Origin of the sequence: Burkholderia sp. FERM BP-3421, assembly GCF_028657905.1 — a bacterium.
Lineage (GTDB): Bacteria > Pseudomonadota > Gammaproteobacteria > Burkholderiales > Burkholderiaceae > Burkholderia.
In genome coordinates this window covers 2484392-2507056 of sequence record NZ_CP117782.1, presented here as the reverse complement: position 1 = coordinate 2507056, position 22665 = coordinate 2484392, and the positions used below count along the sequence as shown (strand labels likewise).

The 22665-nt window shown below is 68.4% G+C and carries 22 protein-coding genes and 1 pseudogene; 16 read left to right on the top strand and 7 right to left on the bottom strand.

What is annotated here, in order from left to right:
- Position 1 precedes the first annotated feature (1 nt).
- The gene (locus Bsp3421_RS27310; RefSeq protein ID WP_274004371.1) at positions 2-961 is read right to left on the bottom strand and encodes a hypothetical protein; all 960 of its coding nucleotides are present in this window, start codon (positions 959-961) and stop codon (positions 2-4) included.
- Between the two features lie 443 nt (positions 962-1404).
- Here Bsp3421_RS27310 and Bsp3421_RS27305 point away from each other — a divergent pair, with 443 nt between their 5' ends.
- A complete protein-coding gene (locus tag Bsp3421_RS27305; RefSeq protein WP_273999105.1) occupies positions 1405-1839 on the top strand; it encodes a CHRD domain-containing protein in 435 nt (144 codons plus the stop codon).
- 63 nt (positions 1840-1902) lie between these two features.
- On the top strand, positions 1903-2853 hold the full coding sequence (locus tag Bsp3421_RS27300) for an alpha/beta hydrolase (RefSeq protein WP_273999104.1): 951 nt from the start codon (positions 1903-1905) through the stop codon (positions 2851-2853).
- Here Bsp3421_RS27300 and Bsp3421_RS27295 read toward each other — a convergent pair.
- Complete coding sequence (locus Bsp3421_RS27295) at positions 2823-3683, bottom strand: EcsC family protein (protein ID WP_273999103.1); 861 nt, start codon at positions 3681-3683, stop codon at positions 2823-2825. The two genes, Bsp3421_RS27300 and Bsp3421_RS27295, sit on opposite strands and share 31 nt — an antisense overlap.
- 105 nt (positions 3684-3788) lie before the next feature.
- Between Bsp3421_RS27295 and Bsp3421_RS27290 the strand changes: the two genes are divergently transcribed.
- A complete protein-coding gene (locus Bsp3421_RS27290) occupies positions 3789-5384 on the top strand; it encodes an MFS transporter (RefSeq protein WP_273999102.1) in 1596 nt (531 codons plus the stop codon).
- Positions 5385-5422: 38 nt separating this feature from the next.
- A complete protein-coding gene (locus tag Bsp3421_RS27285; RefSeq protein WP_273999101.1) occupies positions 5423-5875 on the top strand; it encodes a MarR family winged helix-turn-helix transcriptional regulator in 453 nt (150 codons plus the stop codon).
- 4 nt (positions 5876-5879) lie between these two features.
- On the opposite strand, the gene Bsp3421_RS27280 is transcribed toward Bsp3421_RS27285, so the two are convergent.
- Together Bsp3421_RS27280 and Bsp3421_RS27275 are read right to left on the bottom strand one after the other, a co-directional pair.
- Entirely contained in the window at positions 5880-6461 is a 582-nt protein-coding gene (locus Bsp3421_RS27280) for a DJ-1/PfpI family protein (protein WP_273999100.1), read from the bottom strand.
- Between the two features lie 89 nt (positions 6462-6550).
- The gene (locus Bsp3421_RS27275) at positions 6551-7918 is read right to left on the bottom strand and encodes an amino acid deaminase (protein ID WP_273999099.1); all 1368 of its coding nucleotides are present in this window, start codon (positions 7916-7918) and stop codon (positions 6551-6553) included.
- 119 nt (positions 7919-8037) lie between these two features.
- Here Bsp3421_RS27275 and Bsp3421_RS27270 point away from each other — a divergent pair, with 119 nt between their 5' ends.
- The 5 genes from Bsp3421_RS27270 to Bsp3421_RS27250 all read left to right on the top strand — a co-directional run bounded on the left by Bsp3421_RS27270 (position 8038) and on the right by Bsp3421_RS27250 (position 12081).
- Positions 8038-8931, top strand: coding sequence for a MurR/RpiR family transcriptional regulator (locus tag Bsp3421_RS27270; protein WP_273999097.1), 894 nt, complete (start codon positions 8038-8040; stop codon positions 8929-8931).
- 1 nt (position 8932) lies between these two features.
- Positions 8933-10402, top strand: a complete 1470-nt coding sequence (locus Bsp3421_RS27265) for an N-acyl-D-amino-acid deacylase family protein (protein ID WP_273999096.1) — start codon at positions 8933-8935, stop codon at positions 10400-10402.
- An 87-nt stretch (positions 10403-10489) separates the two neighbouring features.
- Positions 10490-10876, top strand: coding sequence for a RidA family protein (locus Bsp3421_RS27260; protein WP_273999095.1), 387 nt, complete (start codon positions 10490-10492; stop codon positions 10874-10876).
- 453 nt (positions 10877-11329) lie between these two features.
- Complete coding sequence (locus Bsp3421_RS27255; RefSeq protein ID WP_443111599.1) at positions 11330-11560, top strand: type II toxin-antitoxin system HicA family toxin; 231 nt, start codon at positions 11330-11332, stop codon at positions 11558-11560.
- A 98-nt stretch (positions 11561-11658) separates the two neighbouring features.
- Positions 11659-12081: a type II toxin-antitoxin system HicB family antitoxin gene (locus tag Bsp3421_RS27250; protein WP_273999092.1), complete on the top strand. Its 423-nt coding sequence runs from the start codon at positions 11659-11661 to the stop codon at positions 12079-12081.
- Positions 12082-12294: 213 nt separating this feature from the next.
- Here Bsp3421_RS27250 and queF read toward each other — a convergent pair whose 3' ends face one another.
- Both queF and ilvA read right to left on the bottom strand, forming a co-directional pair.
- On the bottom strand, positions 12295-13119 hold the full coding sequence (queF, locus tag Bsp3421_RS27245) for an NADPH-dependent 7-cyano-7-deazaguanine reductase QueF (RefSeq protein WP_273999091.1): 825 nt from the start codon (positions 13117-13119) through the stop codon (positions 12295-12297).
- A gap of 14 nt (positions 13120-13133) precedes the next feature.
- Complete coding sequence (ilvA, locus tag Bsp3421_RS27240) at positions 13134-14657, bottom strand: threonine ammonia-lyase, biosynthetic (RefSeq protein ID WP_273999090.1); 1524 nt, start codon at positions 14655-14657, stop codon at positions 13134-13136.
- A gap of 37 nt (positions 14658-14694) precedes the next feature.
- Between ilvA and Bsp3421_RS34120 the strand changes: the two are divergent.
- A pseudogene (locus tag Bsp3421_RS34120) lies at positions 14695-14766 on the top strand (DNA methyltransferase); the annotation flags it as partial.
- A 100-nt stretch (positions 14767-14866) separates the two neighbouring features.
- Here Bsp3421_RS34120 and Bsp3421_RS27235 read toward each other — a convergent pair.
- Positions 14867-15154 carry a hypothetical protein gene (locus tag Bsp3421_RS27235; RefSeq protein ID WP_252982326.1) on the bottom strand — a complete coding sequence of 96 codons (288 nt, stop codon included), beginning with the start codon at positions 15152-15154 and terminating at the stop codon, positions 14867-14869.
- Between Bsp3421_RS27235 and Bsp3421_RS27230 the strand changes: the two genes are divergently transcribed.
- The 6 genes from Bsp3421_RS27230 to Bsp3421_RS27205 all read left to right on the top strand — a co-directional run bounded on the left by Bsp3421_RS27230 (position 15153) and on the right by Bsp3421_RS27205 (position 22662).
- A complete protein-coding gene (locus Bsp3421_RS27230) occupies positions 15153-19166 on the top strand; it encodes an FAD/FMN-binding oxidoreductase (RefSeq protein WP_273999089.1) in 4014 nt (1337 codons plus the stop codon). The genes Bsp3421_RS27235 and Bsp3421_RS27230 overlap by 2 nt on opposite strands.
- A gap of 45 nt (positions 19167-19211) precedes the next feature.
- Positions 19212-19655, top strand: a complete 444-nt coding sequence (locus tag Bsp3421_RS27225; RefSeq protein ID WP_252982324.1) for an HIT family protein — start codon at positions 19212-19214, stop codon at positions 19653-19655.
- On the top strand, positions 19652-20065 hold the full coding sequence (locus Bsp3421_RS27220; RefSeq protein ID WP_252982323.1) for a gamma-butyrobetaine hydroxylase-like domain-containing protein: 414 nt from the start codon (positions 19652-19654) through the stop codon (positions 20063-20065). The genes Bsp3421_RS27225 and Bsp3421_RS27220 overlap by 4 nt, the downstream gene beginning before the upstream one ends.
- 52 nt (positions 20066-20117) lie before the next feature.
- Positions 20118-20849: a bifunctional demethylmenaquinone methyltransferase/2-methoxy-6-polyprenyl-1,4-benzoquinol methylase UbiE gene (gene ubiE, locus Bsp3421_RS27215; RefSeq protein ID WP_273999086.1), complete on the top strand. Its 732-nt coding sequence runs from the start codon at positions 20118-20120 to the stop codon at positions 20847-20849.
- Between the two features lie 42 nt (positions 20850-20891).
- The gene (locus Bsp3421_RS27210) at positions 20892-21911 is read left to right on the top strand and encodes a Tim44 domain-containing protein (protein ID WP_273999084.1); all 1020 of its coding nucleotides are present in this window, start codon (positions 20892-20894) and stop codon (positions 21909-21911) included.
- A gap of 106 nt (positions 21912-22017) precedes the next feature.
- The gene (locus Bsp3421_RS27205; protein ID WP_273999083.1) at positions 22018-22662 is read left to right on the top strand and encodes a ubiquinone biosynthesis accessory factor UbiJ; all 645 of its coding nucleotides are present in this window, start codon (positions 22018-22020) and stop codon (positions 22660-22662) included.
- The last annotated feature ends 3 nt before the right edge of the window (positions 22663-22665 follow it).

The following is a 22665-nucleotide window of genomic DNA, read 5'->3' as shown; positions in this document are numbered from 1 at the left end:
CTCAGAAGCGGTAGCCGACGCCGGCCTGGATCACGTCGGTGTCGCGGTTGTAGCGCGTCATCACACGGTTCCAGGTGAGCCGGGTGGACCAGCGCGGGCCGATCCGGTAGCTCGCGGAGATCGAGATCAGGCCGGCGAGCCGTCCGTCCGGCGGGCCGGCCTTGCCGGGCACCTCGCGTTCGTCGAGCGCGACATACGCGCCCGCGCCGATGCCGAGCGTGAGCCGCTCGTCGAAGAACGCGCGGGTGAGCCACAGCTGCGTGGCGACGCCGTTGCGCCGGATCGATTTCTTCGAGCCTTCGTACAGGTAGGTCGCGGTCCAGTCGACCTCGTTCAGGATGCCGCGCCGGTATTCGACGCTGCCGCCGAGCGCGCTCGGCGAGCGCGTGCTGTTGAGGATCGTCTCGCCGACCATCGCCGTGATCTCGTTGCGCGTGACCGGGCCGGCGCGGCCCGGCGCCTCGTCGCGCGGCCCGGGCGTGGCGGGCGCGGCGAGCTGGTAGCCGACGCCGAACATCACCGAGGTGGTGCTCGGGCCGCCGAAGATCTGCGCGCGATTGAGCTGCAGCTGCGCGACCCAGCGGTGCGAGGTGTAATACGCGGCGCGCACGCTCATCAGCACGCCCCAGCCGTGCGTGTCCGAGTAGCCGCGCCCGTTGGACGCGGCGGTCGTGTCGAAGTAGCGGTAGGGGCCCGCGCCCGCCGAGATCACGAAGCGGCGCTGGGCGAGCGGCAGGCGGCCCCACAGCTGCACGGCCTGGCCGTCGCGGTGATGGTCGGGAATGTGCCCCTCGTTGTACCAGGTGAAGCCGAGCGCCGCGTAGCGGCCGAGCCCCTCCTGGTAATCGAAGGCCCAGGCGTAGCTGTGGCCGTCGTTGCCGCGCAGCAGGCCGCCGAACAGCGCGAACTCCTGCGCGGACGCGGCGCCCGCGTGCAAGGCGGCGCAGGCCGCGCCGGTCAGCAATAGACGGTGAAGCGTGCAGCAGTGACGCGGATTGTTGCCGGGAACAAGTTCGCGGGTGCGCACGATGGGCTTCCGTGGAAGTGATCGATGCGGGCATTGTCGATGATCGCGCGCGCCCGCGCTGCGCAATTTTGTGTGCGTGCGGAACGGGGCGCGCGGCGCGGCGGGCAGGCAAAAAAAACGCGGCCCGCGGGCCGCGTCAAAACTCGCAGAATCCTTCGGACGGAAGGAAATACTGTGCCGCGCAGTGTAGCGAACCGCGTTGCGCGGATTGAGCCGGATCCGCGCAACACTCTGTTCGGCGCGCGTGCGTGTTTCGCGCGGCGCATTCGTGCGTCGTGCGCGCGCGGCGCGCGATCGACTACCATGACCGGAGCGGTCGGATCGGCGCGGCAGCCTGTCGTGCGATCGCAGACCGTCGTGACGGGAGGGGGCCATCCATGTTTTCGTTTCGCCTGATCCGCATCGGCGTGCTGGCCGCGGCGTTCGCCGCGGGCGGCGCGCATGCCGAAACCGTGCAGCTCGCCGCGAGCCTGCAGCCGTCGAGCGAGGTGCCGCCGACCACGAGCAAGGGCGAGGGCAAGCTTGCCGCGACCTTCGACACCGCGAGCCGCACGTTGAGCTGGAGCGTGTCCTACGCGGGCCTGACGGGGCCCGCGACCGCCGCGCACTTCCACGGGCCGGCGCCCGTGGGACAGAACGCGGGGGTCCAGGTGCCGATCCCGAAGGACGGGCTGGCGAGCCCGATCAAGGGTTCGAAGGAACTGACCGACTCGCAGGTCACCGACCTGATGGCGGGCAAGTGGTACTTCAACATCCACACGGGCGCGCATCCGATGGGCGAGATCCGCGGCCAGGTGCTGCCCGCGGGCTGACCGGCAAGGCGTGCGGTTCGGCGCGCATGGTATGGTGCGCGTTCCCGTTCCCGAGTGCGTTCGATGAGTTGGCAAAGCAAGGTCGCATGCTGGCTGTTGCGCCGGCATTTCTATCCTGAAACGCTCAATCCCGTGATCGATCCGGCGCGCGCGCGCCGGCTCACCGCGCTGCGCGCGCGCTGGGCGCGGCGCGCGCCGTCCGGCTGGCGGCTGCGCGAGCACGGCCGGCCCGAGGACGCGCCGCTTGCCGGCGAATGGTTCGAGCGCACCGATGCGACGCCCGGCCGCCTGCTGCTGTATTTCCACGGCGGCGGCTATTACTTCTGCTCGCCCGCCACGCACCGGCCGATCGTGTTCACGCTCGCGCGGCGCGCGAACGTGCGCGCGTTTTCCCTCGACTACCGGCTCGCGCCCGAGCATCCGTTCCCGGCCGCGCTCGCCGACGCGCTCGCCGCGTACCGGCGCCTGCTGGCGCTCGGCACGCCGCCCGAGTCGATCGTGTTCGGCGGCGATTCGGCGGGCGGCGGCCTCGCGCTCGCGACGCTGGTCGCGCTGCGCGACGCCGGCGAGGCACTGCCGGCGGGGGCGATCCTGTTCTCGCCGTGGACCGATCTCGCCGCAACCGGCGAGACCCTGCGCAGCCACGACGGTATCGACCCGATGTTCGCGGGCGCGGCGCTCGGCCGCGCCGCGCGGCTCTATCTCGGCGACGCGCCCGCCACCCATCCGCATGCGTCGCCGCTGTACGCGGATTTCGACGGCCTGCCGCCGCTGTTCATCCAGGCGGGCAGCACCGAGGTGCTGCTCGACGACGCGCGGCGCGTCGCCGACAAGGCGCGCGCGGCCGGCGTGCCGGTCGAATTCGAGATCTGGCCGCGGCAGCCGCATGTCTGGCAGATCTATACGCCGTTCGTGCCGGAGGCGGGGCAGGCGCTCGAGCGCGCGGCCGCGTTCATGCGGCGCGTCGCGGTCGAGCGGGGCACTCAGCGCACGGCGGACGCGTCGATCGCCTGATACGCGGCCTCGACGGCCGCCGTGCCGTAGCGGCGCTCGAGGCGGCGGATCGCGAAGTGGCCGTGCGCGGCCTGCTGGAAGTGATCGATGAAGAGCGTATTGACGGTCGCGCCGAGCACCGCGCCGAGCGCCGGAATCGACTTCGCGGCGACCTGTTCCGTGACCTGCGCGGAAAAGCGCGCGGTCACGGCCTGCAGCAGCTTGAGCAGGGTGGTCGAGCCCTTGACCGCGAAACCCTTCGACGCGATCTCCGACGACGCCTTCGACACCGCCTGCGCGAGCGCGCCGCGCAGCGCGAAATAGCCGAAATCGGCGCTTTCGGCGCTGCCGTCCGAGGGCTGGAAGCCGCTGCCCATGCCGAGCACGGCGAGGCATTGCAGCTGGGTCTCGATCGAATGCAGGTCCTCGCCCTCGCTGCGCGCGATGTCGCAGATCGAGCGGAACATCAGCGTGGTCGTGACCGGCAGCTCGACCGGCAGCGCGAACAGCCCGAACGCGCCGCCCGCCGCGCCGGTGGTGGCGACCGCGAGCTTGTGCAGCAGGTTGCTCGGCTTGTCCGGCGTCTCGCCCGCGCTCGCGACGCCGCCCGACTTGCCGATCGTGCGCAGCGCGAGGTGCAGGCACTTGCGCAGCGCGAGCTGGGTCGCGTCGTTGATCTTGTCGGTCGCGAAGCCCGGCAGCTTCGCGATCAGCTTCTCGATCGGCGCGCCCACCACGCTCGTCAGCTTGACCGTCAGCGACGGGCTTTCGAGCGCGAGCTTGGCGCGCCGCAGCGTATCCAGATCGGCGGCCGACAGCGTCGGACCAGTGATGGATGAAATCGGTTCCATATCCCTCCTGATGGGGCGGATGGGCGCGCGCGCGTTCTGCGCTGCGCAACGCCACATGATAGAATTTTTTATTCGTTGACTCGTCAAACGTTGCGCCGACAAAAAATGGCTGTTCATACCGCTGCCCACCATTCGAGCGGGCAAGTCCTGCCGTTCCGGGAATCGCTGCTCGCGATGCTCGGCATTTCCTTCGTCACGATGCTCGTCGCGCTCGACCAGACCGTGGTCGGCACCGCGCTGCCGACGATCGTCGCGGAACTCAAGGGGTTCGAGCTGTACGCGTGGGTCGCGACCTCGTACCTGCTGAGTTCGGTGATCACCGTGCCGATCTTCGGCCGGCTCGGCGACTACTACGGGCGCAAGCCGTTCGTGATCGCGTCGATCGTCGTGTTCACCGGTGCGTCGGTGCTGTGCGGGATGGCCAACGACATGCTGTTCCTGGTGCTCGCGCGCGGCCTGCAGGGCATCGGCGGCGGGATGCTGGTCGGCACCGCGTTCGCGTGCATCCCGGACCTGTTTCCCGATTCGGTGGTCCGGCTGCGCTGGCAGGTGATGATGAGTTCCGCGTTCGGCATCGCGAACGCGATCGGCCCGTCGCTGGGCGGGATCCTCACGCAGTATTACGGCTGGCGTTCGGTGTTCTACGTGAACCTGCCGGTCGGGCTGCTGTCGCTGCTGTTCGTGTGGCGCTTCCTGCCGCACCTGCGCCATGTCGAACACACGCAGAAGATGCGGCTCGACTGGCCCGGCGCGGTGCTGATCGCGGTGACGCTCGGCGCGCTGCAGCTGTTCGTCGAATGGCTGCCGAAGTACGGCCTCGTCGGCTGGCCGACGTTGCTGCTCGCGGTCGGGCTCGCGGGCGGGGCGACGCTGTGGTGGTGGGAGAAGCGCTGCGCGCAGCCGATCCTGCCGTTCGACATGTTCGCGAACCGCGCGCTGTCGACGCTGTTCGTGCTCGCGATCCTCGGCGGCTTCGCGATGTTCTCGCTGCTGTTCTACGCGCCGCTGCTGTTCCAGGGCGGTTTCGGGATGTCGCCGAAGGACGCCGGGCTCGTGATCACGCCGCTCGTCGTGTTCATCACGATCGGCAGCATCATGAACGGCCGCGTGATCACGCGGATCCGCCGCCCGAACGTGATGCTGCCGCTCGGTTTCGCGCTGTTCGCGATCGCGTGCGGCGGGGTGGTCGCGGCGAACCACGCGACGCCCGGCTGGCTGCTGATGACGCTGATGGTCGTGGGCGGGATCGGCCTCGGCTTCGTGCTGCCGAACCTCACGGTGTTCGCGCAGCAGACGGCGGGCCGCGAGCATCTGGGGATCGCGACCGCGCTGCTGCAGTCGCTGCGGATGGTGGGCGGGATGGTCGGCACCGCGCTGACGGGCACCCTCGTCAGCGAAATGTACGCAGGCGGCGTGCGCGGCGCGCTCGGTGTCGAGCATGCGTCGCGCTGGTTCGCGCGTCTCGCCGATCCGCAGATCCTGATCGACCGCGTCGCGCAGGCGCGCGTGATCGACGAGCTGACCCGCGCGGGGCACGACGGCGCGCGCCTGATCGAGGCGGCGCGCGATGCGCTGGTGGGCGCGATCCACCTGGGCGTGGCGCTTGGCGCGCTGGTCGCGCTGTTCGCCGCCTGGCACGCGCGGCGCGTGCCGCCCATCACGCTGCGGCGCGCGGCCGAGCCGACCGTCGCGGTCGACTGACGCGCGCCGTGACCACTACACGAGGATCGAGCGAGCGGATGGAAGAACGGGATCACGTCGCGGTCATGCAGCAGTTCGGCCGCACCTACCGCGCCTTCATGGGCGCATTCGAACACTACGTCGGCCAGCCGCTGCCGCGCTGGCGCATCATGCTGATGCTGAACCAGCATGGCGGCTCGTCGTCGCAGAAGCGGCTCGTCGAGACGATGCGGATCGACCCGGGCGCGCTGACCCGGCAACTGAAGACGCTGGAGGCGCTCGGCTGGATCGAGCGCGAACCGGACCCGCGCGACAATCGCGTGACCAACGTGACGCTGACGGCGGCGGGGCGCGCCGCGTTCGAGGGCTGCCTGCCGCGTCGCAATGCGTTCCTGCGCAAGACCATGGCGTCGCTGCCCGACGACGCGCTCGACGCGTTGTCCGGCGCGCTCGCGCTGCTGGAGGTGCGGGTGTCGGAAGTCGGGCTGTCCGACGAGGCGGGCGCGCCCTGAGCGCCTACAGTTCGATGCGCGTGCCGAGCAGCACGAGGAACTGCGCGAGCCATGCGGGGTGCGCGGGCCAGGCGGGCGCGGTGACGAACGGCGCATCGGTGACGGCCTCGTCGACCTTGAGGTCGACGTACTCGCCGCCCGCGAGCCGCACCTCGGGCGCGCAGGCCGGATAGGCGGAGATGCGCTTGCCGCGGATCACCTCGGCCGCGGCAAGCAGCTGCGCCGCGTGGCAGATCGCCGCGATCGGCTTGCCCGCGGCGGCGAACGCGCGCACCAGCGCGATCACCTGTGGATCGAGCCGCAGATACTCGGGCGCGCGGCCGCCCGCGATCGCGAGCGCGTCGTAGCGCGCGGCGTCGACGCCGTCGAAGCTCGCGTTCAGCGTGAACTGATGGCCAGGCTTCTCGGTGTAGGTCTGGTCGCCTTCGAAATCGTGGATCGCGGTCTTGATCTTGTCGCCGGCGCGCTTGCCGGGACACACGGCGTCGACCTGATGGCCGATCGCCTGCAGTGCCTGGAACGGCACCATGGTTTCGTAGTCTTCGGCGAAATCGCCGGTCAGAAACAGGATCTTCTTGGCGGGCATGGCGTTCTCCTGACGGGTGGGCGCCACGCAGTGTACTCCGCGCGCGCCGTGCGCGCCGCCCGCTCGGGCGGCGGCGGGCGCGCGACGGCTCAGAAGAAGGTTTCGATGACTTCCGTGACGCGGTACTGCGGGTCGAGCACCAGCAGCTGACGCCATTTGTCGAAGGTCAGACACGGGTGCGAGATGTCGAACGCGACCATGTCGCCGACTTTCAGGTCCGCATCGGCCGGGACTTGCAGGTAAGCGTGCTGGTCCATCATGCCGGTGACCTTCCAGCCTTCGTCGGCGCCCAGCAGGCGCGGCGCGGCGGCCGACGCAGCGGCGCCCGACGCAGCGGCGCCCGACGCAGCGGCGCCCGACGCTTCATCCTCGTCCGACGTCGCCTCGGCGCCCGATGCGGCGACGGGCCGGAAATGGCGGGCGGGCTCGGGGAAGCCCGCGTCGAACGCCGCGTCGCGCTTGCCGAGCGCGATGATCGCGCGGCCCGGCTCCGGGATCGACTGCACGTAGGCCCACAGCTGCAGCGCGGGCAGCAGCCCTTCGCCCATCTTCTTCGCGACCGGATTGCGCGCGAAGATGTCGTTCTGCGCCTGCTTGTAGATGCCGACGTCGTGCGTCAGGTAGCAGCCCGGCCGCAGCACGACGTCGATCACGCCTTCCGACTGCGCCTGCGCGAATTCGTCGGCGACCACGTCGTACCACGCGGAGCCCGCGCCCGACAGCAGCGCCGGCCCGCGCGCGAAGCGCCCGGCGGCGGCCAGCTCGCGCGCGAGCTTGACCGCGCGCTGCAGGAACGTGCGCACCTCGGTTTCCTCCTTCAGCACCCCTTCGTACAGCTCGATGCCGGCGAGCCGCAGCACGCCCGGGTGGCGCTCGACGGCGGCCAGCACCGCGTCGCGCTGCGCGTCGTCGCGCACGCCGGTGCGTCCGCCCGGCACGCCCAGCTCGAGCAGCACGTCGAGCGTGCGGCCCGCGGCGCCGAAGAACGCGCCCAGCTGCTCGACGCCGTCGACCGAATCGACGAGACAGAAGAACTCGAAGCTCGGGTCGCTCAACAGCTCCGCGATCATCGTCATGTTGCGCTTGCCGACCAGCTGGTTGGCAAGCAGCACGCGGCTCACGCCGCCGTGGTACGCGGCCTGCACCTGGTGCGCGGTCGCCAGCGTGATGCCCCACGCGCCCGCGTCCAGCTGGCGGCGGAACAGCTGCGGCGCCATCGTGGTCTTGCCGTGCGGCGCGAGCTTCACGCCGTACTCGGCGACGAACGCCTGCATCCATTGCAGGTTGTGCTCGACCCGGTCCGCGTACAGCACGGCGGTGGGCAGGCTCACGTCCTCGGCGAGCAGGTTCCATTCGAGCCGGCTCGCGTCCGCGAGCGGCACGCTCGCGCTGGGGAGGTTGCCGAGGCCCTTGCTGAACGGCGCGATCGTCGCGTCTTGATAGTTTGTAACTTTCATGTCATCTCGCTCCATCATCCATGTATATCGCTTGGAAGTTGACTTGGCGATAGTACAGAAAGTAGCATCGGCACCGCAATGTTATTTACTAACAGCATCCGCATCCCTCGTTTATTCACATGAATTCGTTCGCCGAACCGCCCGCCTTCGACATCGTCGCCCGGATCGCCGAGTGCGCGCCGGAGCTGCGCGACGCCGAGCGCAAGGTCGCCGGCTTCATCCTCGACGACCTCGCGCGCGCCGCTCACGCCAGTATCAACGCGCTCGCGGGTCAGGCCGATGTCAGCGTCGCGACGGTGACCCGTTTCGCGAAGGCGGTCGGCTGCCGCGACGTGCGCGAGCTGAAGCTGCGGCTCGCGCAGGCGGCGGCCGTCGGGCAGCGCTTCCTCGTGCCCGCGGAGGATCCGGCAAGCGGCGAGGCGAGCCCCGTCGCACGGGTGTTCGACGACGTGCAGGTCGCGCTCGCGCACAACCAGCAACTGCTGCGGCAGACCGGCTTCGACGCCGCGGCGCAGGCGCTGGCGGCCGCGCGCATGATCTACGTGTACGGGCAGGGCGGCGGTTCGACCGCGCTCGCCGACGAGCTGCGCTTCCGGCTCGTGCGTTTCGGCTGCCCGGTCGCGAGCTACCAGGACGGCCTGCTGCAGCGGATGGTGGCGAGCACGGTGACGAAGGACTGCGTGATCGTCGCGCTGTCCGCGACCGGCCGCGTGCCGGAGCTGCTCGACAGCTGCGCGCTCGCGAAGCGCTACGGCGCGACGCTGATCGCGATCACCGCGCCCGCCTCGCCGCTCGCGCAGCTCGCGGATCACCTGATCCCGGTGGTCGCGTACGAGACCGATTTCATTTTCAAACCGTCGACGTCGCGCTACGTGATGATGATGGCGCTCGACGTGCTCGTCACCGAGGTCGCGCTGCTGCTCGGCGACGCGTGCCGCGAGCGGCTGCGCCGCGTCAAGCTGGCGCTCGATGCCTATCGCGGCGGCGGAGACCGCCAACCCTTGGGAGATTGACATGCATTCGCATCCCGAAGCCGCCGACACGCTGATCGTCGGCGCCCAGCTGTACGACGGTACGGGCGCGCCGCCCGTCGAGCGCGACGTCGCGCTGCGCGACGGTCATGTCGCGGCGATCGGCAATCTGTCGAACTGGCTCGCGGAGACGGTGATCGACGCCGAGGGGCGCGCGCTCGCGCCCGGCTTCGTCGACGTGCACACGCACGACGACACGCACGTGATCCGCGCGCCGCAGATGCTGCCGAAGATCTCGCAGGGCGTGACGACGGTGATCGTCGGCAACTGCGGGATCAGCGCGTCGCCCGTCACGCTGGCGGGCGATCCACCCGATCCGATGAACCTGCTCGGCGAGCGCGACGCGTTTTGCTACCCGAGCTTCGCCGCCTACGTGGACGCGGTCAACCAGGCGCGTCCGGCGGTGAACGTGGCGGCGCTGGTCGGTCATACCGCGCTGCGCAGCAACCAGATGGACCGGCTCGATCGCGCGGCCACCGGCGAGGAGATCGCCGCGATGCGCGCGCAGCTCGAAGAGGCGCTCGCGCACGGCGCGCTCGGCCTCAGCTCGGGGCTCGCCTACGGCTCCGCGTTCGCGGCGCCCACCGAGGAAGTGATGGCGCTCGCGGAGCCGCTCGCGTGGGCGGGCGCGCTGTATACGACGCACATGCGCACCGAGTTCGACGCGATCCTCGAGGCGATGGACGAGGCCTACCGGGTCGGCCGCCATGCACGCGTGCCGGTCGTGATCTCGCACCTGAAATGCGCGGGGCCGTCGAACTGGGGGCGCAGCGCGGAAGTGCTCGCGTCGCTCGACGGCGCGCGGCGGCTGCAGCCGATCGGCTGCGACTGCTATCCGTACAGCCGCAGCTCGTCGACGCTCGACCTCAAGCAGGTGACGGGCGACATCGACATCACGATCACCTGGTCGGAGCCGCATCCGGAGATGGCGGGCAAGCTGATCAGCACGATCGCGGCGGAATGGGGCGTGAGCGAGCAGGACGCCGCGCGCCGGCTGCAGCCGGCGGGCGCGGTGTATCACAACATGTCCGAGGACGACGTGCGGCGGATCCTCTCGCATCCGGCGACGATGGTCGGCTCGGACGGGCTGCCCAACGATCCGCTGCCGCATCCGCGGCTGTGGGGCGCGTTCCCGCGCGTGCTCGGCCACTATGCGCGCGACAGCGGCCTGCTGCCGCTGGAAGAAGCCGTGCGCAAGATGACCTCGCTGTCGGCGCGCCGCTTCGGTCTGGAAAAGCGCGGCGAGGTGCGGATCGGCTACCACGCCGACCTGGTGCTGTTCGATCCGGCGCGGGTGCTCGATGCCGCGACCTTCGACCGGCCGCAGCAGCCGGCGCGCGGGATCGACGCGGTATGGGTGAACGGCGTGCTGTCGTATCGCGACGGCATGCCGACGGGCGAGCGCGCGGGCCATTTCGTCGCGCGCGGCGCGCGGGCGGCGGACGCGTTTTGAGTCCGGCGGCGCGCGGCGTCAATTCCAATCTCAATCCGGCGCGCGCGGGCGCGCCGTCATGCATCGAAACCGAACAGGAGTGAATCGATGAAGCGTTATGGTGTGGGTGATGCGAAGGGGACGGGCGGTCAGGTGATGCCGTTTGCGCGGGCGGTCGAGGCCGACGGCTGGCTGTACGTGTCGGGTCAGACGCCGATGGTGAACGGCGAGGTCGTCGAGGGCGGCATCGTCACGCAGTCGAAGCAGACGATCGAGAACGTGATCGCGATCCTGAAGGAAGCGGGCTACGGGCTCGAACACGTCGTGCGCTGCGGCGTGTGGCTCGACGACGCGCGCGATTTCGCGTCGTTCAACAAGGTGTTCCTGTCGTACTTCGGCGAGCATCCGCCGGCGCGCGCCTGTGTGCAGTCGAGCATGGTGATCGACTGCAAGGTCGAGGTCGACTGCATCGCGTACAAGAAGCCGGGCGCGTAAGCGGCCGGATCGCGCGGCGCCGCGAGCGGGGCCGCGCAAGTGTGTCGTTGTATTCAGGCGCTGAACGGGCGTCCTGACATGGCGGGATCGCCCGATCCCGCTCGATGGAAATCTCTGCGCACCGCTGTTGGCGGTTGGCGTGCCGAGGAATCGGCAGGCGCGGATCGCGCACCTGCTCTTGCCGGCGCGCCGTCGCAGTCGTGCGTCGACGATCCTGCGCGGCGCTTTCCGAAGCGCGTCCCATTTCAATCTCGTCCTTTCCCCGATGCGCGGCCCGTGAGGGCTCCCTTTCGGTGTGCGTCGTTCAGCCAGGGCGGGAGGGATCGCGCCGACACGTGTCATGCGCGTCTGTCGAGTCGGCCGATCGTTGGCCGGCACTGTGCTTCGGCGTCGGCAAAAATGTTTTCCGGGGCCTTGTTGAAGTAAACAAAATTGTTTACTCTTCTCGGATGCGTGGCATCTGAATCACGAGGCGAGCGGAGGCGCGGGCAGGCAGAAGCGGGAGGCCGAGTGAAATTCAGCGAATTCAGGCGATGGTTGGTCGATCGGGGCGCCACCTTCGAGGAGGGGGCGAAGCATGCGAAGGTGTACCTGAATGGCCGGCAGACGACGCTTCCGAGGCACTCCGGAGAGATAGGGGAGGGCTTGAGGAGGGCAATTTGCAAGCAACTGGGATTGGCGTGAGGAGGAAGCCCCAAGGGGTTTCGGTCGCACCGGCCACACTGATTGCTTGATGCGCACGACTTCATGCAATCGTGCTTGATGAGTAGAAGGAGATTCCTATGTTGCGTTATCCGGCCAAACTGGAGCGGGACGGAGAGGGATACGTCGTAACGTTTCGAGATATTCCTGAAGCCATTACCTCCGGCGCCACGAAGGAGGAGGCGTGGGTCATGGCGGAGGACGCGCTGCTGACCGCGATGGACTTCTACATCGAAGATGAGCGGGTGGTTCCCCCTCCCTCCGGCGCAAGACGTGGCGAGGCGTTCGTGGAGTTGCCCGCGAGCGTGTCCGCCAAGGTTCTGCTTCTGAATGCGATGGTGGATCAAAGCGTGCGGCCGTTCGAACTGGCCAAGCGGATGGGGATCCGGCCTCAGGAGGTTCAAAGGATCATGGATCTGTCGCACGTGACGAAGATCGACACGCTGGAGGCGGCGTTTGCTGCGCTCGGAAAGCGTCTGGAGATTACCGCCGAGGCGTTCTAGATGGCATCGGCCGACATGATCCGGAGCGAACGGGCCGATGGATGGTCCGACGACCGACTGATCGATGGTTCGGCGTTTTCTTTTTGCATTGCGCGATCGACGCGTTACGTGAAACTCCTTGATTCACTACTGGAAACTCGATGCTAACCATGCGCGGCTTGTCGGACCTTTCCGCCCGGCGGCGCGCATCGTTGGCGTCCGTTTTTACGCTGCTTACTGCCGCGCCGTGCGCGCGTTGTCCGGCATCGGCTGGTTGTAGTTGGTGCGGAACGGGTTGATGTCGAGCCCGCCGCGCCGCGTGTATCTCGCATACACCGCGAGCTTGACCGGCTTGCACGCGCGCAGCACGTCGGCGAAGATCCGCTCGACGCACTGCTCATGGAAGCCCGTGTGGCTGCGAAACGAGATGATGTAGCGCAGCAGCCCGGCGTGGTCGATCGGCGGGCCGACATAGTGGATCTGCACGCTGCCCCAGTCCGGCTGGCCCGTGACCGGGCAGTTCGACTTCAGCAGGTCCGACACCAGGGTTTCCTCGACGGGCGCCTCGTCGTGCGCCGCCGACAGCAGCGACGGATCCGGATGGTAGACCTCCGCATCGAGATCGAGCCGGTCGAGCGACAGCCCGTCCAACTCCTCCATCTTCAGCTTGCGGAAGTCGGCGGCCGCCGTGAGCTGCACGGCCACGCTCGCGCCGCAGCTGGCGGAGACGTCGCGCTTGAGCGTGTCGCGCACCGCGTCGAGCGACTCGAACACGGTCTGCGCGAACGAACCCAGGTACAGCTTGAACGATTTCGATTCGACGATGTTCGGCGATTCGGCCGGCACGAAGAAGGTCGCGACCGCGACCTGCGGCTTGCCGCGCGCGTTGAGCCAGGACAGCTCGTAGGCGTTCCAGATGTCGGTGCCGAAGAACGGCAGCTGCGCGCCGATGCCGATCTGCTCGCGCGATCCCGCGCGCGGGATCGGGAACAGCAGCGCCGCATCGTAGCGGTCCGAGTAGACGGTGTCCTTGCCGAGTGGGGAATGTTCGGGATGCATGGTGCGGTCTGAAGTCAGGAAAGGAATAGACGATACGCCGGATTGCCGCTTTCTTCCCAGTACGGGTAGCCGAGCGCGGCGAGGAAGCGGTCGAACTCCGCATGATCGGCCTGCGGCACCTGCAGCCCGACCAGGATCGAGCTGTAGTCGGCGCCCTGGTTGCGATAGTGGAACAGGCTGATGTTCCAGTCGGGGGCCATCGACGACAGGAATTTCATCAGCGCGCCCGGCCGTTCCGGGAATTCGAAGCGGAACAGCCGCTCGTCGCGCGCGAGCGGCGAGCGGCCGCCGACCATGTAGCGCACGTGCTGCTTCGACAGCTCGTCGCCCGACAGGTCGACGGTGGTGAAGCCGTGCGCCTCGAAGTTGGCCGCGATCTCGGCCGGTTCGTCGCGCCGGCGGATCTGCACGCCGACGAAGATGTGGGCCGCCCGCGCATCGGCGATGCGGTAGTTGAACTCGGTCACGTTGCGGTCGCCGACCAGCGCGCAGAAGCGCCGGAAACTGCCGCGCTCCTCGGGGATCGTCACTGCGAACACCGCCTCGCGTGCCTCGCCGACCTCGGCGCGCTCCGCGACGAAGCGCATCCGGTCGAAATTCATGTTCGCGCCCGAGGTGACCGCGACGAGCGTCTGGCCCTCGATTCCCTCGCGCTCCGCGTAGCGCTTCGCGCCCGCGACCGCGAGCGAGCCGGCGGGCTCCAGCACGCTGCGGGTGTCCTGGAATACGTCCTTGATCGCGGCGCACAGCGCGTCGGTATCGACCGTCACGACATCGTCAAGATACGCGTCGCACAATCGAAAGGTTTCCTCGCCGACCAGCTTGACCGCGGTGCCGTCGGAGAACAGCCCGACCTCGGTGAGCGCGACGCGCGCGCCGGCTTTCAGCGACTGCGCCATCGCGCAGGAGTCGTCGGTCTGCACGCCGATCACGCGGATTTCCGGGCGCACCGCCTTCACGTACGCGGCCACGCCCGCGGCGAGGCCGCCGCCGCCGATCGGCACGAAGATCGCGTGGATCGGGCCCTGATGCTGGCGCAGGATTTCCATCGCGATCGTGCCCTGGCCGGCGATCACGTACGGATCGTCGAACGGGTGCACGAAGGTCAGGTCGCGCGCACGCTGCACCTCGAGCGCATGCGCATAGGCATCGCTGTACGACTCGCCCGCCTGGATCACCTCGACCGTCGGGCCGCCGTGCGCGCGCACCGCGTCGACCTTGACCTGCGGGGTGGTCACGGGCACCACGATCACCGCCTTGACGCCGAGCCGCGCGGCCGAGAACGCCACGCCCTGCGCGTGATTGCCGGCCGAGGCGGTGATCACGCCGCGCGCGAGCGCGTCGGCGGGAATGTGCGCCATCTTGTTGTACGCGCCGCGCAGCTTGAACGAGAACACCGGCTGGTTGTCCTCGCGCTTCAGGTAGACCGGGTTGCCGAGCCGCGCGGACAGGTTGCGCGCGAGTTCGAGTTCGGTCTCTACCGCGACGTCGTAGACGCGTGCGGTCAGGATTTTCTTCAGATAATCGTGGGAAGCCATGAGAGAACGCGGGACGGAAGCGGTAAGCGAACGGTAAAACGGCAATGATAGCGCCAACCCTCGTCGTTTCGGGCTTAACCGGATGGTTACCGACCGGACGGATGGTGAAAGGCCGCGCGCGCCGCGCCGCGAGGCCCGCCGGAGCCGGTCCCGGGTCCGGTCCGGCCCCTCACGGGATGGGCGATCATGGGTTAGAATCCCTTTTTGAATCAAGGATCGGAAGATGCAAAGGCCGCCCCGGATCGCCAGTTTGAAGCCGTCGCCGCGCGCAGCATGTCCTGCGGCGGAACGGCACGCGCGTTGCGCGCGATCGTGTTGATGGCTCCGAGCGCCGCCAGGGCGTGATGATCGATTCGCAGTCGGGCGCCGTCGCGCCGGCTCGGGTCCCATGCAAAGCCACGCGCCTGGTAACAGAAGATTTCCCCAAGATTGCGCACCTCGCGCTTGCCGGTCTCACGTCGTGACGGCGTGGACGGCGCTTCGAATCGTCCGAACATGAACGCACCGCAAGTTTTCGACCCGCACGGCGCGGCCGCTGCCGTCGCCGCCGACCCCGCGCCCCGCCTGCGCGAGATCCCGTATAACTACACGTCGTTCTCCGATCGCGAGATCGTGATCCGCCTGCTCGGCGACGAAGCCTGGGCCGTGCTCGACGAGCTGCGCGCCGAACGCCGCACCGGCCGCTCGGCGCGGATGCTGTACGAAGTGCTCGGCGACATCTGGGTGGTGCGTCGCAATCCCTACCTGCAGGACGACCTGCTCGACAATCCGAAGCGCCGCGCGTTGCTGATCGAGGCGCTGAACCACCGCCTGTCCGAGATCGAGAAGCGCCGCAGCGCCGATCTCACCGCGCACCGCGACGACGCCGGCCGCGAGCGCGCGGCGCGCGTCGAGATGCTGGCCGCGGCCGCGCATCGCGCGGTCGACACCTTCGCGCACGAATTCGAGAAGATGGCCGAGTTGCGCCGGCGCGCGACGAAGGCGCTCGGCCGCTGCACGCAAAAGGACAACATCCGCTTCGACGGCCTCTCGCGCGTGTCGCACGTGACCGACGCGACCGACTGGCGCGTCGAGTATCCGTTCGTCGTGCTGACGCCGGACAGCGAGGCCGAGATCGCGGCGCTCGTGAAGACCTGCTTCGAGCTGGGCCTGACGGTGATCCCGCGCGGCGGCGGCACCGGCTATACGGGCGGCGCGGTGCCGCTCACGCCGTTTTCCGCGGTGGTGAACACCGAGAAGCTCGAACAGCTCGGCGCGGTCGAGCTGACCGAGCTGCCGGGCGTCGCGCACAAGGTGCCGACGATCTTCTCCGGCGCGGGCGTGGTCACGCGCCGCGTGACCGAGGCGGCCGAGGCGGCCGGCTACGTGTTCGCGGTCGATCCGACCTCGCTCGACGCATCCTGCATCGGCGGCAACGTCGCGATGAACGCGGGCGGCAAGAAGGCCGTGCTGTGGGGCACCGCGCTCGACAATCTGGCGTGGTGGCGGATGGTCGATCCGGACGGCAACTGGCTGGAGGTCACGCGGATCGAGCACAACCTCGGCAAGATCCACGACATCGCGGTCGCGCGCTTCGAGCTGAAGTGGTTCGACGGCGCGCGCGCGCCGGGCGAGAAGCTGCTGCGCACCGAGACGCTCGATATCGAGGGCCGCCGTTTCCGCAAGGAAGGGCTGGGCAAGGACGTCACCGACAAGTTCCTCGCGGGCCTGCCGGGCGTGCAGAAGGAAGGCTGCGACGGGCTCATCACGTCCGCGCGCTGGGTGCTGCACAAGATGCCCGCGCATACCCGCACCGTGTGCCTCGAATTCTTCGGCCAGGCGCGCGAGGCGATTCCGAGCATCGTCGAGATCAAGGACTACCTGTTCGAGACCTCGAAACAGGGCGGCGCGATCCTCGCGGGCCTCGAGCACCTCGACGAGCGCTATCTGCGCGCGGTCGGCTACGCGACCAAGAGCAAGCGCAACGCCTTCCCGAAGATGGTGCTGATCGGCGACATCGTCGGCGACGACGCGGACGCGGTCGCGACCGCGACCTCGGAAGTGATCCGGATGGCGAACGGCAAGAGCGGCGAGGGCTTCGTCGCGGTCAGCGCGGAGGCGCGCAAGCGCTTCTGGCTCGACCGCAGCCGCACCGCGGCGATCGCGAAGCACACCAACGCGTTCAAGATCAACGAGGACGTGGTGATCCCGCTCGACCGGATGGGCGAGTACACCGACGGCATCGAGCGCATCAACATCGAGCTGTCGATCAAGAACAAGCTGCAGCTGGTCGACGCGCTCGAGGCGTTCTTCTCGACGGGCAAGCTGCCGCTCGGCAAGAGCGACGACGCCAACGAGATCCCGAGCGCGGAACTGCTGGAGGACCGCGTGCAGCAGGCGCTCGCGCTGCTCAAGCGGGTGCGCGCGCGCTGGATCTTCCTGCGCGACAAGCTCGACCTGTCGCTGCGCGAGGCGCAGCACTACCTCGTGCAGCTCGGCTACGAGGCGCTCGCCGAAAAGCTCGCCGACCGCGTCGACGCGCAGCCGGATGCAACCGTGTTCCACATCGTTCAGGACCGCACCGTGCGGGTGTCGTGGAAGCAGGAGATCCGCGCGGAGCTGCGCGCGATCTTCAACGGCGGCGCGTTCAAGCAGATCCTCGACGAGGCGCAGGGCGTCCACAAGCAGGTGCTGCGCGGCCGCGTGTTCGTCGCGCTGCACATGCACGCGGGCGACGGCAACGTGCACACCAACCTGCCCGTCAACTCCGACAACTACGAGATGCTGCAGGACGCCCATACCGCGGTCGCGCGCATCATGAAGCTCGCGCGCTCGCTCGACGGCGTGATCTCGGGCGAGCACGGCATCGGCATCACGAAGCTCGAGTTCCTGACCGAGGACGAGATCGGCGAATTCCGCGCCTACAAGCAGCGCGTCGATCCGGAAGGGCGCTTCAACAAGGGCAAGCTGCTCGCGGGCGCGGACCTGCGCAACGCGTACACGCCGTCCTTCGGGCTGATGGGCTACGAATCGCTGATCATGCAGCAGTCCGACATCGGCGCGATCGCCAGTTCGGTGAAGGACTGCCTGCGCTGCGGCAAGTGCAAGCCGGTGTGCGCGACCCACGTGCCGCGCGCGAACCTGCTGTACAGCCCGCGCAACAAGATCCTCGCGACCTCGCTGCTGGTCGAGGCGTTCCTGTACGAGGAACAGACCCGGCGCGGCGTGTCGATCAAGCACTGGGACGAGTTCAACGACGTCGCCGACCACTGCACGGTGTGCCACAAGTGCGAGACGCCGTGCCCGGTGAAGATCGACTTCGGCGACGTGACGATGAACATGCGCAACCTGCTGCGCAAGATGGGCAAGAAGAAGTTCAACCCGGGCCAGGCGGCGGGGATGTTCTTCCTGAACGCGACCAATCCGCAGACCATCAATGCCGCGCGCAGCGTGATGATGGGGGTGGGCTACAAGGCGCAGCGCTTCGCCAACGACGTGCTCAAGAAGGTGGTGAAGAAGCAGACAGCGCATCCGCCCGCGACCACCGGCAAGCCGCCCGTGGTCGAACAGGTGATCCACTTCGTCAACAAGAAGATGCCGGGCAACCTGCCGAAGAAGACGGCGCGCGCGCTGCTCGACATCGAGGACAACAAGATCGTGCCGATCATCCGCGATCCGAAGACGACCTCGGTCGATTCGGAGGCGGTGTTCTACTTCCCGGGCTGCGGCTCCGAGCGCCTGTTCTCGCAGGTCGGGCTCGCGACCCAGGCGATGCTGTGGGAAGCCGGGGTGCAGACGGTGCTGCCGCCGGGCTACCTGTGCTGCGGCTATCCGCAGCGCGGCGCGGGCCAGTACGACAAGGCGGAGAAGATCGTCACCGACAACCGGGTGCTGTTCCACCGGGTCGCGACGACGCTCAACTACCTCGACATCAAGACCGTCGTGGTGTCGTGCGGCACCTGCTACGACCAGCTCGCCGGGTACGAATTCGACAAGATCTTCCCGGGCTGCCGGATCATCGACATCCACGAGTTCCTGCTCGAGAAGGGCATCAAGCTCGACGGCGTGGCGGGCGTGCGCTACATGTACCACGACCCGTGCCATACGCCGATCAAGACGATGGACCCGGTCACGCTGGTCAACGAGCTGATGGGCGCGGAGAAGGACGGCTACCGGATCGAGAAGAACGATCGCTGCTGCGGCGAATCGGGCACGCTCGCGGTCACGCGCCCGGACGTGTCGACGCAGGTGCGCTTCCGCAAGGAAGAGGAGCTGCGCAAGGGCGCGGCCAAGCTGCGCAACATCCCGGTCGTGGCGGCCGACGGCGCGCCGCCGGCCGCCGCTGCCGACGTGAAGATCCTGACCAGCTGCCCGTCCTGCCTGCAGGGCCTGTCGCGCTACAACGAGGACGCCGACATCTCGGCCGACTACATCGTGGTCGAGATCGCGCGCAATGTACTCGGCGAGAACTGGATGGCCGACTATGTCGCTCGCGCGAATAATGGCGGGATCGAGCGCGTACTGGTGTAATGTCACGAACATTCCACCCGTAATTCCACCCGTAAGGAAGCGACGATGGATTGCATCTTCTGCCGCGAGGACGGCGGCGAACTGCTGTGGAAGGACGACGCGCTGCGCGTCGTTCTGGCGACCGGCGAGACCGATTACCCGGGCTTCTGCCGGGTGATCTGGCATGCGCACGTCGCCGAATTCTCCGACCTGAGCGAGGCGGAGCGCGTGTACCTGATGCGGATCGTGTGCGCGGTCGAGCGGGCGGTGCGGCGCGTGATGCAGCCCGCCAAGGTGAACCTCGCGAGCCTCGGCAACCAGGTGCCGCACGTGCACTGGCACGTGATCCCGCGCTTCTCCAACGACGCGCACTTTCCGCAGCCGGTCTGGGCGCCTCGCCAGCGCTCGGTGTCGGACGCGCTGCTGCGGCTGCGCGCCGCGCAGGCCACGCTGCTGCACAACGCGGTGCGCGAGGAAATCGAACAGATCATCGAACAGGGAGAGCCATGAGCGGCTTGACTTCCACGACGCCGATTCCGTCCGGCGTCGTCGTGCACGCGGTGTCGCGCGTGCTCGAACTGCAGTACCCGAACGGCGAGAGCTACCGGATTCCCTTCGAGCTGATGCGCGTCTATTCGCCGTCGGCGGAAGTGCGCGGCCACGGGCCGGGGCAGGAAACCCTGCAGACCGGCAAGCGCGAGGTGTCGATCACGGCGCTCGAGGGCGTCGGCCACTACGCATTGCAGCCGACCTTCTCCGACGGCCATTCGACCGGCATCTACTCGTGGGATCTGCTGTACGAGCTGGCGACCCGCCAGGACGCGCTATGGCGCGAGTATTTCGATAAATTGAAGGCGGCGGGCGTCGAACGCGACGCCCCGATGCCAGCGGCCTCGGGGTCGCAAGGCCACTGCCACTGAGCAACGGCGCCGGATGCGGCGCCGTTCTGTCTTTTCCAGAGGAATCTACGCGATGAGCAAAACCCACTTCGGCTTCGAAACCGTCGAGGAATCCGAGAAAGCGAAGAAGGTGGCGGGGGTGTTCCACTCGGTCGCGAGCAACTACGACCTGATGAACGACCTGATGTCGGTCGGCATGCATCGGGCGTGGAAGGCGTTCACGATCGCGCAGGCGAACGTGCGGCCCGGCTTCAAGGTGCTCGACCTCGCGGCCGGCACGGGCGACCTGACCCGTTCGTTCGCGAAGGCGGCCGGCCCGACGGGCGAGGTCTGGCATACCGACATCAACGAATCGATGCTGCGGGTCGGCCGCGACCGGTTGCTCGACGGCGGCGTCGTGACCCCCTCGCTCCTGTGCGACGCGGAGAAAATTCCCTTTCCGGACAACCACTTCGACCTCGTGACGGTCGCGTTCGGGCTGCGCAACATGACCCACAAGGATCTGGCGCTGGCCGAGATGCGCCGCGTGACGAAGCCGGGCGGCCGCGTGATGGTGCTCGAGTTCTCGAAGGTGTGGTCGCCGCTGAAGAAAGCCTACGATCTCTATTCTTTCAAAGTATTACCGTGGCTTGGCGACAAGTTCGCGAAAGATGCTGAAAGTTACCGGTATCTTGCTGAATCCATCCGGATGCACCCCGATCAGGACACGCTGAAGACGATGATGGAACTCGCTGGTCTCGACGCCGTCAAATATTACAATTTGTCAGGTGGCGTGGTAGCGTTACACCTCGGAACCAAGTACTAAGGGGTTCTTTCCATACATTTGTCTTACATTCTGGAGATGGAGATGTCTGATTCCCGTTCATTGTTTAACCGCAGCAAGCAGCCGAAGCCGTGGGCGAAACGGATCGGCACGCTCCTGATGGTCGGCCTGCTCACGGCCGGTACGTTCGCGTCGCTCGACGCCGAGGCGAAGCGCATGGGCGGCGGCCGCAGCGTCGGCCGCCAGTCGCAGTCGCTGCAGCAGCGCCAGGCGACCCCGCCCGCGCAGCAGCCGATGCAGCAGGCCGCGCCGTCGCAGGCGCAGCGCGCGCCCGGCGCGCAGCCGACGCCGGCCGCGCAGCCGAACCGCTCGCGCTGGCTCGGGCCGATCGCCGGTCTCGCGGCCGGCCTCGGCATCGCCGCGCTGCTGTCGCACTTCGGTCTGGGCGGGGCGTTCGCGAGCATGATGGCGAACGTCATCGTGATCGCGCTGCTCGCGATGGTCGGCATCTGGCTGATCCGCAAGTTCATGAATCGTCGTCGTTCGCAGGAACCGGCGTACGCGACGGGCGGCAGCCAGCCGTCGCTGAACCAGGGTGGCTTCGACACCGGCTTCAGCCAGAACCAGAATCAGGGCTACGCGGGCTCGGGCAGCAGCTACGCCGGCGAGGCGCAGCGCGTGTTCGGCGGCGGCGCGGCGCCGGTCGCGGCGGCCGCGGCCGCCGTGGCGGTGCCGGCCGGCTTCGACACCGAGGCGTTCCTGCGCAACGCGAAGGTCTACTTCGTGCGCCTGCAGGCTGCCTGGGACGAAGGCAACATGGCCGATATCCGTGAATTCACGACGCCGGAGATGTTCGCGGAAGTGAAGGTCGACCTCGCCTCGCGCGGCGCGGGCGCCAACCAGACCGACGTCGCGCAGCTCGACGCCGAGCTGCTGGCGGTCGAGGAGCGCGGCGCCGAGTCGCTCGCGAGCGTGCGCTTCTCGGGGCTGATCCGCGAGGCGGCCGGCGCGTCGGCCGAGCCGTTCGAGGAAATCTGGAACCTGTCGAAGGCGGACGGCCAGGGCTGGCTGCTCGCGGGCATCCAGCAGGTCAACACGCACTGACCGAAATCGGTTTCCTGTCACGCGGCAAGAGGGCGGGACCGAACCGACGTTACAATAGAAACCCGCGCAGGCGTCCCGCCTGCGCGGGTTTTTCTTTCCCTGTCCGATGACCTTTGCCGCCAAGCCTTTTGTCGCTGCCGTCAATCACCTGCTCGCCCGCGAATCCTGGGCGCGCGACCGCCTGACTCCCTACGCCGGCAAGCTCGCCCGGCTCGACGTGCCGCCCGTGACGCTGCTGCTCGCGGTGCAGCCGGACGGCTGTCTGGCCGCGGTCGACGAACACGACGCGCGCGGCTGCGACGTCTCGATCGCACTCGGCGCGGCGGGGCGCTCGCCGCTCGACGCGGCGGCTGCGTTCGCGCAGGGCGGCCAGGCGGCGCTGATGAAGCACGTGAAGATCGAGGGCGACGCCGAATTCGCCACGCAGATCGCGAAGCTCGCCGAGCATCTGCGCTGGGAGCCGGAGGAGGATCTGGCGCGCCTGATCGGCGACGCGCCGGCGCATCGGATCGCCGCGCTCGTGCGTACGACGGGCGAGCATGCGCGGCGCACCGGCCGCAACCTGCTGGGCTCGCTGACCGAGTACTGGCTCGATGAGAATCCCCAGGTGGTGCGGCGCGCCGCGCTCGCCGATGTCGGCGCGGAACTGGCGCGCGCGCGCGATGCGCTCGCGCGGGTCGAGAAGCGGGTCGAGCGACTAGAACAAAGCATTGGCGCGCGCGCGGGCGGCAGCCCGCGCAGCGCGCACTGAGGG